Annotated in this window: 16 protein-coding genes and 1 pseudogene; 6 read left to right on the top strand and 11 right to left on the bottom strand. The window is 38.0% G+C overall.

Going from position 1 to position 15599, the window contains the following annotated elements; genetic code table 11:
- The 6 genes from CP363_RS08170 to CP363_RS08145 all read right to left on the bottom strand — a co-directional run.
- The coding region (locus CP363_RS08170; RefSeq protein ID WP_098036115.1) for a cob(I)yrinic acid a,c-diamide adenosyltransferase at positions 1 to 454 on the bottom strand (454 nt) is incomplete at its 3' end.
- Positions 447 to 986, bottom strand: a complete 540-nt coding sequence (locus CP363_RS08165) for an ECF transporter S component (RefSeq protein WP_023487847.1) — start codon at positions 984 to 986, stop codon at positions 447 to 449. The genes CP363_RS08170 and CP363_RS08165, both read right to left, overlap by 8 nt.
- A 1-nt stretch (position 987) precedes the next feature.
- Positions 988 to 1371, bottom strand: coding sequence for a DUF4430 domain-containing protein (locus tag CP363_RS08160; RefSeq protein ID WP_023487848.1), 384 nt, complete (start codon positions 1369 to 1371; stop codon positions 988 to 990).
- Positions 1372 to 1389: 18 nt separating this feature from the next.
- Positions 1390 to 1779, bottom strand: coding sequence for a DUF4430 domain-containing protein (locus tag CP363_RS08155; protein WP_035442894.1), 390 nt, complete (start codon positions 1777 to 1779; stop codon positions 1390 to 1392).
- Between the two features lie 29 nt (positions 1780 to 1808).
- Positions 1809 to 4040 carry a ribonucleoside-triphosphate reductase, adenosylcobalamin-dependent gene (gene nrdJ, locus CP363_RS08150; protein ID WP_098036114.1) on the bottom strand — a complete coding sequence of 744 codons (2232 nt, stop codon included), beginning with the start codon at positions 4038 to 4040 and terminating at the stop codon, positions 1809 to 1811.
- Positions 4041 to 4315: 275 nt separating this feature from the next.
- On the bottom strand, positions 4316 to 6076 hold the full coding sequence (locus CP363_RS08145) for an oligopeptide ABC transporter substrate-binding protein (protein WP_098036113.1): 1761 nt from the start codon (positions 6074 to 6076) through the stop codon (positions 4316 to 4318).
- A gap of 196 nt (positions 6077 to 6272) precedes the next feature.
- Here CP363_RS08145 and CP363_RS08140 point away from each other — a divergent pair, with 196 nt between their 5' ends.
- Complete coding sequence (locus CP363_RS08140) at positions 6273 to 7307, top strand: AI-2E family transporter (protein WP_098036112.1); 1035 nt, start codon at positions 6273 to 6275, stop codon at positions 7305 to 7307.
- Positions 7307 to 7879: an SGNH/GDSL hydrolase family protein gene (locus CP363_RS08135; protein WP_098034911.1), complete on the top strand. Its 573-nt coding sequence runs from the start codon at positions 7307 to 7309 to the stop codon at positions 7877 to 7879. Before CP363_RS08140 ends, CP363_RS08135 begins: the two co-directional genes overlap by 1 nt.
- A gap of 33 nt (positions 7880 to 7912) precedes the next feature.
- On the opposite strand, the gene CP363_RS08130 is transcribed toward CP363_RS08135, so the two are convergent.
- A complete protein-coding gene (locus CP363_RS08130) occupies positions 7913 to 8095 on the bottom strand; it encodes a hypothetical protein (RefSeq protein ID WP_013085612.1) in 183 nt (60 codons plus the stop codon).
- A 183-nt stretch (positions 8096 to 8278) separates the two neighbouring features.
- Here CP363_RS08130 and CP363_RS08125 point away from each other — a divergent pair, with 183 nt between their 5' ends.
- From CP363_RS08125 to CP363_RS08110, 4 genes and pseudogenes are all read left to right on the top strand, one after another.
- Positions 8279 to 9613, top strand: coding sequence for an SLC45 family MFS transporter (locus CP363_RS08125; protein ID WP_098036111.1), 1335 nt, complete (start codon positions 8279 to 8281; stop codon positions 9611 to 9613).
- Between the two features lie 64 nt (positions 9614 to 9677).
- Positions 9678 to 9962 (top strand): annotated as a pseudogene (locus CP363_RS08120) (helveticin); the annotation flags it as partial.
- A gap of 30 nt (positions 9963 to 9992) precedes the next feature.
- Positions 9993 to 10934: a helveticin J family class III bacteriocin gene (locus tag CP363_RS08115; protein WP_081307170.1), complete on the top strand. Its 942-nt coding sequence runs from the start codon at positions 9993 to 9995 to the stop codon at positions 10932 to 10934.
- 97 nt (positions 10935 to 11031) lie between these two features.
- The gene (locus CP363_RS08110; RefSeq protein WP_089143324.1) at positions 11032 to 11937 is read left to right on the top strand and encodes an SLAP domain-containing protein; all 906 of its coding nucleotides are present in this window, start codon (positions 11032 to 11034) and stop codon (positions 11935 to 11937) included.
- 112 nt (positions 11938 to 12049) lie between these two features.
- Here the strand turns inward: CP363_RS08110 and CP363_RS08105 are convergent, their stop codons facing one another.
- From CP363_RS08105 to trpX, 4 genes are all read right to left on the bottom strand, one after another.
- Positions 12050 to 12403 carry a hypothetical protein gene (locus tag CP363_RS08105; protein WP_202401258.1) on the bottom strand — a complete coding sequence of 118 codons (354 nt, stop codon included), beginning with the start codon at positions 12401 to 12403 and terminating at the stop codon, positions 12050 to 12052.
- Positions 12404 to 12741: 338 nt separating this feature from the next.
- Positions 12742 to 13503 carry an ABC transporter ATP-binding protein gene (locus CP363_RS08100; protein WP_098036110.1) on the bottom strand — a complete coding sequence of 254 codons (762 nt, stop codon included), beginning with the start codon at positions 13501 to 13503 and terminating at the stop codon, positions 12742 to 12744.
- Positions 13500 to 14396, bottom strand: a complete 897-nt coding sequence (locus tag CP363_RS08095; protein ID WP_060463855.1) for an ABC transporter permease — start codon at positions 14394 to 14396, stop codon at positions 13500 to 13502. The genes CP363_RS08100 and CP363_RS08095 overlap by 4 nt, the downstream gene beginning before the upstream one ends.
- The gene (gene trpX / locus CP363_RS08090; RefSeq protein WP_098036109.1) at positions 14393 to 15385 is read right to left on the bottom strand and encodes a tryptophan ABC transporter substrate-binding protein; all 993 of its coding nucleotides are present in this window, start codon (positions 15383 to 15385) and stop codon (positions 14393 to 14395) included. Before trpX ends, CP363_RS08095 begins: the two co-directional genes overlap by 4 nt.
- Between the last annotated feature and the right edge of the window lie 214 nt (positions 15386 to 15599).

The following is a 15599-nucleotide window of genomic DNA, read 5'->3' as shown; positions in this document are numbered from 1 at the left end:
TGATGTATTTTAATACGTCATCTGATAATTCCTGTTCATTTAAACTTAATTTGACCAATGCCCGTTCGGTGCGTCGAGCGACTGTCCTGGCATACTGAAGATTGGCACCAGTGGCTTTACCACCTGGCAGAATAAATTCAGGAATGGAAGGAATTTGGGGCGTTAGTTGATCAATGCGATGTTCGAGTTGCTGCACTGTTTCATGGGTGATTTCTTGATGATGCTTTACCACGATATCAGCTTGTAATTGGTAAAGGTTGCGTTGTACGTCTTGCAGCTCATCTTTAAGTTGCAGACAGTTTTTAGATAAGTTAGCAATTACTACACCTAAGTAGGATTGCAATTCATCTACGTCACCTAGAGCTTCAATTTGGAGGTCATATTTAGGCACCATTTTGCCAGTAACTTGCTTAGTTAAACCTTTGTCACCAACTTTAGTGTAAATTTTAATCATAGCTGATTCCTGCTTTTCGTTTGTAATTGTTTAGGGCAAGAGTCAATGGTTTGTACAAAACAAAATAGAAACCAAAATTGCCCAGACAATGGTAAGTATCAAATAAGAAACTTCCCGCAACATAACCTAAAAAGGATGACCAGCCACCCCAAATTGACATGCCGAAATTGATTAACAAGCCATATACGTAACCCAGAAGGGTAGCTACGATAACTTGCATCCAGAAGTGTTGCTTTAGTGGGGTGGTTTTGTCAAGTAGGATTACTACTAAAACACAACCAACATAAGCCATAATCTGGGGGATAGTCCAAATTCCAAAGCCTAGATAAATATTGGACAAGATCATGGTCAATGCGGATAGGGCAAAGCCAAAGCCAGCACCCATTGTTAGGGTCACAATCATAATCATATCAGTTACGGGCTGTACGTTAGGGATATCGATGATTTTAAAAATTCTGAGTGTTACACACATAGCAACCAAAATCGCTAGGAGTGCTAAAGATCGAATCTGAACTCTTTCTTTGGTAAGCATTTTACTTGATCCCGGCTAGCTTCCAGACAACACGGTCGTTTCTATGCAATGGTTGTTGGTATGCTCCTTTAGAAGCATACTTGCCGTTAATGGTGTAAGTCCAGTAGATATTCTTACTCTTATTTTGGCTTCTGCCAGCAATACTAGTAACAAAGCCATTAGTGCTTTTAACGTGCCAACCTTTTTTCAAACCGGTGATCACTTTAGCATTTTTCTTAACCTTAAAACTCTTGTGTGAGAAAGCCTTGTTGCCCTTCTTTAAGGTGTAATGAACTTTAATGTAAGAAGCAGCTTGGACGTTGCTGGTTGGTGCAACGCCAGTGAAAAGTAGGCTAACAAATACGGCACCGGTAGTAGTTAAGCTTAATAATTTTGTTTTAGTCATTTGTTTTTCTCCTTATGATTATTTCATTTTAGCTAAAGTAAATTTAACTTTATCTTTGTTATTAACAGTTTGTTCATTAGCGCCTTTAGAGGCAAACTTATTGTTAATTGTGTAGGTCCAATAAATCTTTTTCTTAGGATTTTGAGTTTTGCCGTCAATTGCAGTGATAAAGCCTTTGGTTTCCTTAACTTTCCAGGCCTTTTTTAAACCAGCAATTACTTTAGCTTTTTTAGGAACTTTTACGGTTTTCTTATCAAAGGTTTTTTTACCTTCTTTTAAAGTGTAATTAACCGAAATTTGGTTAGTTGTGCTTTTTTTAGTAGCTGAATTATTATTTGAGCATGCAGTTAAGGCTAACGTAAAGAAAGTAATAATTGCAAAAAATAGATTAATTTTACGTTTACTCATACTCTTCAATTCCATTCCTCCAAATAAATTTATTTAATTGGGCAGGCGCCACCAGCACAATCTGATTGGTCGACTAGCTCTAGTCCTTTTTGATCATCATTTTGCTTAGCAAAAACTTTTTCAACATCATCAGTAATCAATGCGGCTCTAGCCTCGTAAGTCTGCTTGTCAATTGGTTCCTTCGGAGCTTGTTTAAGTGAGCCACCGTAATAAGGAAGAAGTGAAGTTGACTTAATAATATGGCGATATTGGTAAAGTAGTGGGGCAATTTGATCACTTTCATCGCTTTGGAAAGTAACGGTACAACTAACAGCATTGTCGGACCAATAAGTTTGCAAAAATGCTTGTGTCGCAAATTGTTCCGCGATGGAAACAGTGCCGGCTGAGGCAAAGTTTTTGCTGTCGGCGTGAGCTGCACGAAGTGGAAATTCAACACAGATTGTATTTGGTGTGTAAATATCTGGTTCAGTGTGGTAGCCACATTCTTTTAAAGCTGGCAAAAGTGGGTCGCTAGCTTGGAAACGAATCCGTTGAATCAAGTAACCAGCATAGTGGAAGTGCATTCCTTCGCTGACTCCAGCCAATTTCGCTACCGTACCTGAAGGTTTAACTGTGGTGTGCTTAATTGATTCATTGCAGCCTAATTCCTTGCTGTAGGTCTTGTCTGCGTCAACTACAGCTTGGTAAAGGCTGTCAACCATCTTAACCGCTTGAGGGTCATAGATTGGCTTCTTGATCTTTTGCCCATTTTCTTGATCGACTGCATCCTCAAAGCCAGTTACAACTCTGTGACCGAGATCATTTAAAAGCCAGTCTTGAATTCCTGACATTGAAACCCCGATTCGGCGATTTTTATGGATGATTTCGCGTGAAATTTCCCAATCATAGGGACTGAAGGTAACTCGCTTGGTGTAGCGAGCAGCTAAGCCAAAGGCTTCCTTGAGGTCCCAGCCTTCTTGTTCCGCTACATAAGGGAAGACCTCAAACAAATTACATGGTTCACCATTAGCTAGAGAAATCTCACCACAAGGGTTGGTGCCTTCAACGCTGTCGTCAATGCCGGCCTGATAACCATCAACGATTCTGCCATAATTGCGTGAAAGATCAAGATTGACGATTCCTGGTTCACCGTTATGCAAAATTCCGTCAGCAATTGGGCCATAATTATTAAATTTAGAGTTAATTGCGACACTGTTGTTAGAAGCCCAGCGGTGATGATAAAGTTTTTCCTTATCTTGCTTCATCTTAATAAAGTCTTGATTATCGCTAGAGCCAAGAGCAAGTTCAGCAGAGCGACGGACATTGCCTGCAACAACTGTTTTACCAATCAAGTTACAAATATCAGTGCCGTCAACGGCAGTAAGCTTACTATTAACGCGAGCATTGATAACGTTGTTGATATCAATAAGCATCTCAACTAAAGGCATTGGGCCTGAAGCCGTACCACCGAAGCCATGGATCTTAGCACCATATGGACGAATGTCAGAGATATCGAGTGCTAATTTGATTTTGTGGTCTGGATTAGTGGCGTTAAAGTGCATGTCGATTAAACGGGCATTAGCTAAGACCCAACCTTCACGGGTGTCAGGCAGTTTGTAATAAATTGTGTCGTCAGGTACACTTTGCTTTTCCCATTCGTCTTTGTCGATGGCACCGACCTTGAGGGATGCCTCGTAAGATGGACTCTTTTTGTCGATGATTACGGCTAAATCCACTTTATTGTCGACGGAAGGAATTTGAGCGATATTTTCGTTGACCACTGAAAAACCAACACCGCCGCCCTTCATTAATTGGTCAAATAAGAAGGAGAAAGGCATTGAAACGGCTTTTTGCTCAGGATTAAGATAAGCAGGCGCAATGTGGCTATCGCCGTATTTTTGTGGGCGAATTGCAATGAACCAGCAGTTATTTAAGGAATCACCGTTCCGCTTTTGATAATCAGTACCTGAAATCCAAAGATTACGACCAGACGGAGTAGCAGCTAAGCCATAGACTAAACGAAATAGTTTTTGTGCTTCATTAGTTAACTCCGTAATTACTTCTGCAGAAGGATTATCATGCAAGCGCGGATCAAGGTTAATATTACCTTCAATAACTCGTTTGACAGTTTCATCCCAATTCTCAGCTCTATTTTGGTCAGGAAGCCAGCGGGCATAAGTTCTCTTGTAGGTAACCCAACCTAATTCTCCCCAATGAGGTTTAACTTCTTGTTTCACTGAATCGATAAAGTCAGGATCCAGCTTAATTCTTGTGGTAGGCATAAAAAACTCACTCCTAAAAGTTACTATTGTTTCACAAAAACACATTATCTATGAATACATTTATGAGTATACCACAATATGTTGTGTTATATATTAAAAATTTTTCACATAAAAGGGACTTGCATTCTACAATTTAGGTTAGTAATAGGGGTTGAGAAAAATAAAAAAATATTCAGCAACAAATTTGCTACTGAATATTTTGAGATTAATTGATAGGGGTTAAAAAGTAAATTTTATTTGTTATAGAAAATATAGAAAAAGGATTGTTCAAGAAATTATTTTACGAAACCTGCAGTGAACCAAGTGTTGGCACTAGGCTTAAGTGACCAGCCAGTGACCTTCTTGTTAACAGCAGTGACTGAGTATTGGTTGGTAGTTGGCACAACGTATGCTTCATCATACATCCACTTTTGCCACTTCTTGAAGGCATTAGCACGGTAAGTAGGATTGAAGGCCTTCTCTGAGTCGATATCAGCCAAAAGCTTAGTTTGCTTAGGTGAAACGAAACGAGCAAAGTTGTATGGTGCAGCTTCATTGTAAAGGTCGTTAGGGGATGGTTCACTTGAAAGTGACCAACCACCTTCGAAGACGTCGATTCTTGGATCGTCAGATTCGACAGCTTGTACCCAGTTGTTGAATTCCATTAGACGGCCGCCGACAAATTTAACATCCAAACCAACTTTCTTCCATTGTTGGATGTAGTTTCTCCAAACAGGTTCAGCGGTAGTTGAGTTGTTTCTAACAGCCAAGTTAATTACTAACTTCTTGCCGTTAGGTTGAACTCTGTATTCACCCTTCTTCTTGTAGCCGGCTTTATCCAATAATTCGTTAGCCTTCTTCAAGTTGTATGGGTAACCCTTGATTGACTTGTCAGTATAATCACCAAATTGTTCAGGGATCAAAGTGTTAACGCGGAAGGCCAAGCCGTGGTAGTAACGTTTAGCGACTGCATCAACGTTCATTGCATAAGCCATAGCTTTACGTAATGATGGATTATTCATCTTAGAATTCTTGTTTTCAACGTTTTTGCCAGCCTTTTTGTCCCATTTACCTACCTTAAAGCCTAAGTAGCTATAAGATAGAGGCACTTTGCCGATAAAGTTAGTGTCAGTGGCATTCTTAACATCTTCCCATTGGGTATTAACGACACCAGCTACGTCGAACTTGTGACTCTTGATGGCTTGAGTAACTGAGTTGGTACCGATGACTGTCATGGATACCTTTTCCAAGTTTGGTGTACCACGCCAGTAATGCGGGTTACGTTCCCAAGTGACAGATTGACCACGAACAAGCTTGCTTACGCGGAATGGGCCGTAGAAGAGTGGTTGTTTTCTAACCTTGTCACTAGACATCAACTTGGAGAATGGTACGTCCTTTAAGTAATGGTAAGGTTCAGCGTATTCCCAGAAGTAACCGTTACCTGATTGAAGCATACCAGGCTTCATTTGTTTAAAGTGAATTACGACCTTGCGGCCATTTTCGCCATCAGGCATCTCAATACCAGAAATCTTCTTGCTCTTGCCTTCGTGATATTCTGCTAAACCAACAATGTCGGCAAGAGAATCGGTATAACGTTGTGACTTGGAGTCTTTATTAGCAATAATTTCATAAGCGTATTCCACGTCTTTAGCATTAACTTGCTTGCCGTCTGACCACTTAACACCCTTCTTAACCTCGATAGTTACGGTCTTGGCTTTACGGTCAAGCTTAAAGGTAGCAGCACCTTTATTGTTAATCTTGTATTGATCGTTGACTGAGAATAACCCTTCTTGTCCTGGTTCTGCAACTTGGGAGTCGGTATCAGTATCAGATAATTCTGGCAAGAAAATACCAGTGAAGGGACTATCTGACTCGATAGCGTAATTTAAGGTCCCACCTTTTTTAACACTTTTCACAGGAACAGTTTGACTGAACTTGTGATGTGTATCTGCCGCATCATTAGTCTTGGCATTCTTATTATTACCACAGGCAACTAAACTTAAAGCTGCCCCAGAAACAAGTGCTAATGCACCAAAATATCGTTTTGCTTTACTCATTCAAAAAGCACCTCCAAATAAATTAAAAATATTTTAGTTTTATTCTATGATATTAAAATGAAAAAAGCAATAGAAAAATTAATAAAAATGTGAAAAATATTATTTTTAAATTATTTTTGAAGCTAAGATTAGTTTTCTTTCTTGGCTAATTAGGCATAGAATAAGGAAATAACAGCTTTTTATGTTGGAGGAAAATATGGATACAGCCTGGAAAAAATTTAAAAATAATATTCCATTACGTCGATTTGTGGTACTGCTATTAATTATTGCCTGCCTTTATGAAATACGAGCAATGATGAACACAGTATTATTAACTTTTATTTTTACTTATGTGATCGTGCATTTAATTCATCTAGTGCAGCGGTATTTTCCTAAAATACCAACAGGTCTAATTGTTGCGGTAACATATCTAATTATCTTGGCGCTGCTTTATTTCGTGGTTACCATTTATTTGCCCATGTTAGTTGGCCAAATATCTAAAATGGTAAAGTCAGTGATGGCGTTTTATGAATCAAATGAATCATCGCGCTTAGCCAGCCATGTAACGCGTTATATCAGTAAAGGTGAGATTGTTACGCAGGCAAAACGAGTTGGAACTTTTGCTCTGCATACGGTGACCAATTTTGGTAGTTTAACAATTGCTACCTTTATGTCCTTGATTTTAAGTTTCTTCTATACGATTGAATTAGATAGAATGATTGAATTTTCAAAGTTATTTGTTAAAAGTGGTTACTTTAAATGGCTTTTTGAGGATATTCGCTATTTTGGTAAAAAGTTTACCAATACTTTTGGTGTTGTTTTAGAGGCGCAATTCTTTATTGCCATTTGTAATACGGCCTTGACGATGATTGGTCTGGCATTTATGCATATGCCGCAAATTATTGCCTTAGGCTTAATGGTCTTTATTTTAAGTTTAGTGCCAGTAGCTGGTGTGATCATTTCTTTAATTCCATTAAATATTATCGGCTATTCTGTTGGTGGCATTCGTTATGTGATTTATATCTTCATTATGATCATGATTATTCATGCAATTGAGGCCTATGTGTTGAATCCCAAATTTATGGCTAGCAAGACCGAATTACCGATCTTTTATACTTTTTTAGTTTTGTTAGTAGCTGAACACTTCTGGGGTACTTGGGGCCTGATTGTCGGTGTGCCGATCTTCACTTTCTTGCTTGATGTCTTAGGGATTAAATCGGCAAAGAAAAGTAAAAAGAAAGCGAATAAATAATGAGAGTACTTTTGACAGGTGATAGCATTATTGCACGCCAGGAAGGAAAAAATGAACCGCACCTTAATTGGAATTTACAACAGCTTTTGCCTAAGATTGAACTAGAAAATACGGCTGTTTCGGGAATTAATTCTGGGGCATTTTTTGCCAAATTAAATGAATTAGTACTAAGCGTAAAGCAGTGCGATAATTTGGTGATCTTACTGGGAACCAATGATTTGGCTATGCACAAACAAGTGCCAGCAAGGCAATTTAAGCAAAATATGGAAATTATTTCCTCGGCAATAGTTTGTCAATATTACCCACCACATGTTCTGCTTGTTTCGCCGCCAGCTGTTGATGAAACTAAGCAACGTGTACGGAATAATACGTTAGTAGCGGAATATGCTCAGATCGTGAAAGAAGTAGCACATGAGTATCATTTTCGTTATGCAGATCTGGCACAAGCTATGCGGGATACTGGCGATTTAAGCGAGATTTGTCAAGGAGTAAAAAACGATGGACTTCATTTTGGTGATCGTGGCTATGAGATTTTAGGAAAACTAATCGCTGAAAATTTGAAACAAATGTAAAAAGGACCGCAATTTGCGGTCCTTTATTTTTCGCTATTTTAATGTTGCCCAAAGCAAGCTTCCAGCTAGCGCAATGGCCAAGAACGGAATGAGCAAATAGGCAAAAAAGAAAAACATAATTCCTACGACTAGTAAAAAGCCGATAACTTTAATGAGGCCAATTCCTAATTTAAAGAATAGCCAGAGTAAGAGTAATGTTAATAATAAAGAAAGCATATTAATACCTCCATAAATCTATGAGAGTATTTTACTACCAAATTGGACGAATAGAATAGTAGGAAGATTAATGCTTTAGAAAAATTTAGTTACCGGTAACAAGATAAATCATATTGAAAGCTCTTTCTGTAACCGCTATATTTTAACTATTGAAAGCGATTTAAGAAACGAGAGGAAAAATAAATGGAGGAGAAAAAAACTGGGTTACCTACGCTAGCTAGTACGACAATTTGGATGATTAGTTTGGGGTATTTGGGTGTGCAAATCGCCTTTACTTTGGAAACATCACAGATGAGTCGAATCTTCCAAACATTGGGTGCTGATCCGACAAAATTAGGCTGGTTCTTTATTTTACCGCCGTTAGCTGGATTGGTAGTGCAACCTGGAATTGGATCATTATCCGATCGAACTTGGATTCCTAAGATTGGACGGCGTTTGCCATATTTATTAGTCGGTATGATCTTTGCCGTAATTACTATGATTTTGTTACCAAATGTTGGTAGTTTTGGTCTAGGCTATGGTTCAATTGAGGCTCTAATATTTGGTGCTGTTGCAATCGCGATATTAGACGTGGCATCGAACATGGCAATGCAACCATTTAAAATGATGATTGGTGACATGGTCAATGATGAACAAAAGTCATATGCCTATGGGATTCAAAGCATGTTGTCCAACTTTGGTGCTGTTATTGCCGCATTTTTCCCGTTCTTATTAACTAGTTTGGGTGTTGCTAATACAGCTAAAAAGGGTGTGGTACCACAATCAGTAATTATTTCATTTTATGTTGGTGCTGCCGTTTTAGTCATTACATCATTGTTCACGATATTCAGAGTACATGAATATGATCCAGAAACCTACGCTCGTTATCATGGAATTAAAGAATCTGATAATCAAGAAGGCGGTGGTTGGATTGAACTGCTTAAGAAGGCGCCAAAAGTCTTCTGGCAAGTGTCATTAGTTCAGTTCTTCTGCTGGATTTCTTTCCAATATTTATCAACTTACGCTACTGGTGCTATTGCACAAAATGTTTGGAATACGACCAATGCCTCCTCTGCAGGCTACCAGATTGCTGGTAACTGGTTTGGTGTTTTAACTGCTGTACAATCAATTGCGGCAGTAGTTTGGTCATATGTTTTAGCGAAGGTTCCAAATAATCACCACAAGCTAGGTTACGGTATCAGTTTGCTACTAGGTGGAGTAGGATATACTTCAATCTTCTTGATTCATTCTCAGGGGCTTTTAATTCTATCCTTCATTTTAATTGGCATCGGTTGGGCTGGTATGAATACTTATCCATTGACGATGGTATCTAATGCCTTATCAGGTAGGCACATGGGAACTTACTTAGGTTTATTCAATTGTTCAATTTGTTTACCTCAAATTGTGGCATCATTGCTCAGCTTCATGATTTTCCCAATGGTGGGTAACTCCATGCCGGCAATGATGTTGATTACTGGTATTTCAGGCTTCTTAGGCGCTTTATCAGTTTTAGCAATTAAGGAAACCTACGTAAAATAGAATATCTTCTCATTAAAAAACACACTACAATGTGCAATTATGCATGTAGTGTGTTTTTTGTTTTCTTGCTTTATGGGTAGTTAGCGTAGTAGGTATTGGCATCTTGAGCAGGGTTCATTTCAAGAACAAGCGCTTAGAGCGATTCCGTGATACTGCAGATAGCTTGATGAAAAGCTATGTACGCTTATACGATAAGGAAAATCTTTCTGACGAGCAAAAGATTAATCGTGTTGGCAATGCAGTAGTGAATAGTCTTGATGCAAAAGGCTTCAAGCTAAACAGGCAGGAAGTACAGGACATCTTTGCGGAAGTAGCTAAGCAGATGAATGAGCAAACTCAGGATAAGTAGTAATTTTTAAATTTTTTCGGAGGTTTTATTATGGTTGATATTAGTTTAAAGAGTCGTTTGTATGCACCATTTGCTAGAGTAGTGCAAAAGGCAAATATTGGACATACCTACACTTACGTTTTGCAAATGTATAAGAATAATACTTATGTTAGTCGGGCAAAGAACGGGGCAAGTATTAGTTCTCCTACACCTGGACTAACACTAGTTGGCAGAACTGGAGCAGAAATCAAAGCTGGCAAAAATAAATATGCAGCTGGTGGTCATACCCAAACCTGGGAGTATGCAGGCCCCACCGGCGATGGGAGCTGGTTTATTGGGACTAAGCCTAATGATGATCGTTGGACTACTCAGATCGCTCGTGTTAAATATAATTCTGGTCGCGTATCTAATAATACTCAAATGGCTAGAATTTCTAATCTGGTTGAAATTACTAATGGTGATTGGCATGGAAAGCATATTAAAAGAGTAGAAGCAGCAGTTTCGCCTAACTATAAATATTTGATGATTGCAACGGTATGGACTGATAATAGCGGACACTTTGGTTTATATGAATTACCTAAGGTGAATGCGTTGTTGAATGGTAATCCAGGTGGTAATGTCACTGTGTCTGAACTAAAGCAATGTCAAGCTGGCGAAGTTATTGATATTGATAATTTTGTAGGTAGGATTGGTTCAATTCAAGGATATGATATTGATGATGACTTGAATGTTTATGTTTCTAGTCAATATGATCCTACACATGCTGATAGCAATAAAAGAAAAATTGTAAAGTTTAGTTGGGAGCAACCAGGAGCATTGAATACCCTTGATTTAACAGGTGATACACGTCTTAATCAAAATTTTGCAGGATATCCAACTGAACTTGAAGGAATTCAAGTAATTGGCAATAATGACCTATATCTTACTGTTGCATATCACAATAAAAATGGTGTAGGAACTATTGGTAATCAGATTTTTCGAGTTAAATGGTAAATATTGAATTGAATGGCGGAGGTTTTTTCCTTCGCTATTTTGATGATTACGTAATATAATAATCATATTAGCAATCAAAAAAACGAAGGGACATACTATGAAAGTATTAAAATTGGGAACAATAATGACTTTAGGGGGAATATTGTTCTCTCTAACAAATTTTGTTGTTCACGCAGATTCTAAAGAAAACACCACTGAAGTAACGTTGAATCATAATACATATCTTTATAATAAAAAAGGGAGTAGAGTTAAAGATTCGAAAAAACTATTAAAAGATGAAAGTGTATCAGTTAAAGGAAAGATACAAAAACTGAGTAAAAATAAAAAATATTACACTATTTACAATTATCAAAGATATTGGCTGCCGTATATTTTAATTAAAGGCCAAGCTTATTACACTACGGTAAAAGGTAAATTTATTAAAGTGGCTAATGTTGGTAAGATCAATAATTCAGAATTGATAGCTACTTCAGGATATGTTGTAACTAAAAAGAATACTGTTTTCTATAATGCTAATGGGAATGCTACTAAGAATAAAGTGAAAAAAGGTAGCAAATTTAAAGTAACTGCGCTTTTGAATCTTAAGCCACAAGTAGCCGATATGCCTGGTTTTTATCAGGTTTCCAAAAATAAGTTTTTGTATTCTCTAGATGTAAACAAACCTAGAATAGATTTACAGTTTTTAACTAAAGAAGCAAAAGAAAACAAAACTACATATGTGAATTTACTTAAGAATACTTATATTAGACAAGCAGATGGTACAATTAGATCAAAGGTTACTGTGGGATATATGCCAGATAGTTGGAAAGTAGATAACCTGAAATACATTTGGGTTTCGACTGACAATAAAGCTGAGCTGTTTTATCACATTGTTTCTAGTGATCCATGGGAGCAGACTAGAGATGGATATATTAGTGCAGAAGCTGTTAAGGTTACAGCTGGCCCTGAATTAACCCCATCAAATACTGATGCAGAAGCTGAGGCAGCTGCACAAAAGAAATAAACATTATTGCTTAAAATATTAAACCAAGCAAAAAAGAGAATCCTGTTCCGTTGAGCAGGGTTCTCTTTTTGGATATTCATTAGTAAATTGTTTATTTTTTGATCTAGAAGAATTAGTCTTTTACAACATCCTTAATGTTCAACCATTGGCTCTTGTTGATCTTAACGATCTTCTTGCCATCAGCCTTTTTGACATCTTTGGCAGTGTAGGTTGAACCCATAGAAACTTTTTGAGTAGTTTTGTGACCTTGAGCATTCAAAACGTTAACTTTTTGATTTTTGGTGTCTTTAACAGTAACAAAAATCTTGTCACCCTTCTTGATTGAAGGATCGGTTGGCATAACTTGTGCAGTTCCAAGCTTAGGAGCTTCAAAACTAGCAGCTTGACTAACTGAAGCACCAACGCTCATTAAACCCATTGAAGCAACAACAACTGAAACAACCTTAACCATTTTCTTTGATAACATAATGAATACCTCTAATTCTAATCACTTATCTACTGGAACTTCTCGTTCCTCATTCCTTACAATTCTTATTATATAACGTACGTTATATAATACAAGGAAAAAAGCACATTTTTTAGAAAAATATTTTTGCTGGGTAAATGTTGCTAGAATAACGTTTTACGGAATTTCGTAAAAAGGGCAGAAAAAAACAGCTATTCATTTTGAATAACTGCGGAGATTTTTGGTATAAGTCCCTTAACGATGACCTCGGCTCTTATTATAATAAGAAAATCCGCAAATTCACAGTGTTCATATTATAGCTGTCGTTCACTCTTAACTTATAATCCTAAAATAACGTTCTAATCTGTGAAGTATTGCAGAATATCCTCCTCAGTTAGGCGTTTTTTGTCGTCGCCTTTGACATCAAAAACGATTCTACCATTGTTTAAAATGATAGTGCGGTTTCCGTATTTGATTGCGTCTTTTAATTGGTGAGTGATCATGACACAGGTTAAATGCTCTTCTTGCACAACTTTATCAGTTAGTTCAAGCAATTCGCGGCTAGTATTTGGATCTAACGCCGCAGTATGCTCATCTAGTAAGAGCAAATCAGGGCGCTTAATTGTTGCCATTAAAAAACTTAATGTTTGTCGTTGACCACCAGAAAGATTACCTACAAAAGTATTTAAGCGTTCATTTAACCCATTAGGGAGTTGGGCCGCCTGGCGTTTAAATTCTTGCATATGTTTATCTAGGCCTCTTAAACGCAGACCGCGGTGTTCACCTCGTTTGGTTGCAAGTAATAAGTTTTCCGCAACAGTCATTCGCGGAGCTGTACCCATTTTAGGATCTTGGAATACTTGGGCAATATATTTAGCGCGTTTTACTTCAGAAAGATTGGTTAAATCTTGGTCTTTGAGCATTATTTTTCCGCTAGTAGGAAAAATAGAGCCATTGATAATATTTAGTAGCGTTGATTTACCAGCACCGTTGGTTCCTAAAAGAGTAACAAAATCTCCATCTTCAAGTTTTAGATTAATATTTTTGAGGATTTGCTTTTCTTCATTGGTACCAGCATTAACGGTAGTGGTAATATTTTGTAAATCAAGAATAGTACTCATGGTTTTTCAACGCCTTTCTTTAATAATTTACGAGTGCGGAATTTTTGTTCAAATAAAGGTAGCATCATACAAATAGCAAGAATAATAGCGGAAATCAATTTAAAGTCGTTGGTACTAAAGCCAAGTTGGAGGACTAGGAGTAAGATAAGGCGATAAATAATACTGCCGATAACAACTGCTACCAAGCGGGCGGTTAAACTTAAATTGCCATAAACGACTTCACCAATAATGATGGCAGCTAGTCCGATAACCATAGTACCGATCCCCATGTTAACGTCAGCGTAACCACCGTTTTGGGCTAATAATCCACCAGCTAAGCCAATCAAGCCATTAGAAAGCATTAGACCCAAGATTTTCATATTATCGGTATTAATGCCAAGTGATTGAGCCATTTTTTCGTTGTCACCAGTGGCAATAAAGGCTTGACCAAGATCAGTATCAAGGAAAACTGCTAGCAAAACGATGACGATAATGGCAATGATCAAACCAACAACAATAGTAGGAAAATTGATCGGTAATTTTTGTAAAAGCTGACCGTTTAGTAAAGTATTTTTGTTAAGTAAACCTACATTAGCCTTGCCTAGAATTCTAAGATTAACTGAGTAGACACCGGTCATCGTTAAAATACCAGCTAAAAGAACAGGGATTTTTCCTTTAGTATACAGTAAGCCGGTGACTAAGCCAGTGACCATGCCAGCGAAGAAGGAAAGAATGGTAGCTGCTAAAGGATTGACGCCATGAACTAACGCACTAACACAAATTGCGGCACCGAAGGGGAAGGTTCCCTCAACAGTCATGTCTGGGAAATTTAAAATTCTAAAAGTTAGGTAGAGGCCTAAGGCTAGAACGCCCCAGAGCAAACCTTGGCCAATAGAAGAAGTAATTAAGCTCATTTGATAATCCGTCCTTTCTTTTGTGCCGCTTGAACTACACTATTCGGAATAGTGATGTTTAATTCACGAGCTATTTTTTCATTGATTACTGTTTCATAATGGGTTACGCGCTTGACGGGAAGAGTAGCAGGGTTTTTACCATGTAAAATTTGTCCTGCCATTTTTCCAGTTAAGATTCCCATGTCGAATTGACTGACACACCTGGTAGCGAGACCACCACTTTTAACCATAGTATCGGCAGCAGGAAAAACTGGGATCTTGGCACTGTTAGTAGCCTTTAATAAGGTGGCAATTCCACTAGCTACAGTATTGTCGGTTGGGACATAAACTGCTTGAACCTTGCCTACCATGGTTTGGGCAACTTGTTCGATATCATTGGTTGAAGTGATAGTGTAAGGGATAACTTTAAGTCCTTTTGCTTCAGCTAGTCGTCTGAATTCACGGTACTCTGATGCTGATGAATCATCACTTGAGGTGTAAATGACACCGATGTTTTTGGCTTTAGGTAAAATTTTTTGCATTAAGGCCAGCTGGCTGGCGATTGGCTGGCGGTCCTGGACACCTGTAATTTTACCGCCAGGATGTGTTAGACTTTTTACTAAATGAGTTCCAAGAGGATCGCTGACCGCGCCCATAACTACAGGGATGTTGCCAGAAGTATTAGCTAGAGATTGGACAGCAGGAGTGGCAATTCCAATAGTTACAGTTGCGTTTTCCTGGCTAAAGCGATCGCTCATTGATTTCAGATTACTTTGATCACCTTGGGCATTTTGAAAATCAATTTTAAGATTTTTTCCTTCGATATATCCTTCATCTTTAAGTCCTTGAATAATGCCTCGATGGATCTGATCTAGAGCGGGATGGCTCATTGTTTGCAAGATACCGACAGTTGGCGTTTTCTTTTCCGCATTTTTCTTATTTACTTCACTGACAAATGCAACTGCCAGAAAAGCAAAAAGAGCAATAATTGTTCCGATTAACCTTTTCATTCTTTTTCTCCTTCAAACAAAAAAGGCACTTCCTTTTTTCGGGAAATGCCTAAAACAAAACCCGCACGTTATTTTCCGTGCGGGCAATATTTCTTGAAGATTTTACCAGCACAGATACGATCTTAATGAGTCGCATCTGTACTTCACGAACAGAAACAACTCTAGTGCTGGAATTGCCAACGATTGATTGCTGTAAATTTAATCATGATAAAAT

Source organism: Lactobacillus sp. UMNPBX12 (assembly GCF_002553955.1).
In the GTDB taxonomy this organism is placed as follows: domain Bacteria; phylum Bacillota; class Bacilli; order Lactobacillales; family Lactobacillaceae; genus Lactobacillus; species Lactobacillus crispatus.
Note: the sequence above shows the minus strand (reverse complement) of the source record. Positions and strands in the feature narration are given on the sequence as shown.

Coding starts and splice junctions, on each gene's coding strand:
- nrdJ (WP_098036114.1), bottom strand. CDS start 4,040: ATGCCTACCACAAGAATTAAGCTGGATCCTGACTTTATCGATTCAGTG.
- CP363_RS08165 (WP_023487847.1), bottom strand. CDS start 986: ATGCTTACCAAAGAAAGAGTTCAGATTCGATCTTTAGCACTCCTAGCG.
- CP363_RS08140 (WP_098036112.1), top strand. CDS start 6,273: ATGGATACAGCCTGGAAAAAATTTAAAAATAATATTCCATTACGTCGA.
- CP363_RS08125 (WP_098036111.1), top strand. CDS start 8,279: ATGGAGGAGAAAAAAACTGGGTTACCTACGCTAGCTAGTACGACAATT.
- CP363_RS08100 (WP_098036110.1), bottom strand. CDS start 13,503: ATGAGTACTATTCTTGATTTACAAAATATTACCACTACCGTTAATGCT.
- CP363_RS08155 (WP_035442894.1), bottom strand. CDS start 1,779: ATGAGTAAACGTAAAATTAATCTATTTTTTGCAATTATTACTTTCTTT.
- CP363_RS08160 (WP_023487848.1), bottom strand. CDS start 1,371: ATGACTAAAACAAAATTATTAAGCTTAACTACTACCGGTGCCGTATTT.
- CP363_RS08145 (WP_098036113.1), bottom strand. CDS start 6,076: ATGAGTAAAGCAAAACGATATTTTGGTGCATTAGCACTTGTTTCTGGG.
- CP363_RS08110 (WP_089143324.1), top strand. CDS start 11,032: ATGAAAGTATTAAAATTGGGAACAATAATGACTTTAGGGGGAATATTG.
- trpX (WP_098036109.1), bottom strand. CDS start 15,385: ATGAAAAGGTTAATCGGAACAATTATTGCTCTTTTTGCTTTTCTGGCA.
- CP363_RS08135 (WP_098034911.1), top strand. CDS start 7,307: ATGAGAGTACTTTTGACAGGTGATAGCATTATTGCACGCCAGGAAGGA.
- CP363_RS08130 (WP_013085612.1), bottom strand. CDS start 8,095: ATGCTTTCTTTATTATTAACATTACTCTTACTCTGGCTATTCTTTAAA.
- CP363_RS08095 (WP_060463855.1), bottom strand. CDS start 14,396: ATGAGCTTAATTACTTCTTCTATTGGCCAAGGTTTGCTCTGGGGCGTT.
- CP363_RS08115 (WP_081307170.1), top strand. CDS start 9,993: ATGGTTGATATTAGTTTAAAGAGTCGTTTGTATGCACCATTTGCTAGA.
- CP363_RS08105 (WP_202401258.1), bottom strand. CDS start 12,403: ATGTTATCAAAGAAAATGGTTAAGGTTGTTTCAGTTGTTGTTGCTTCA.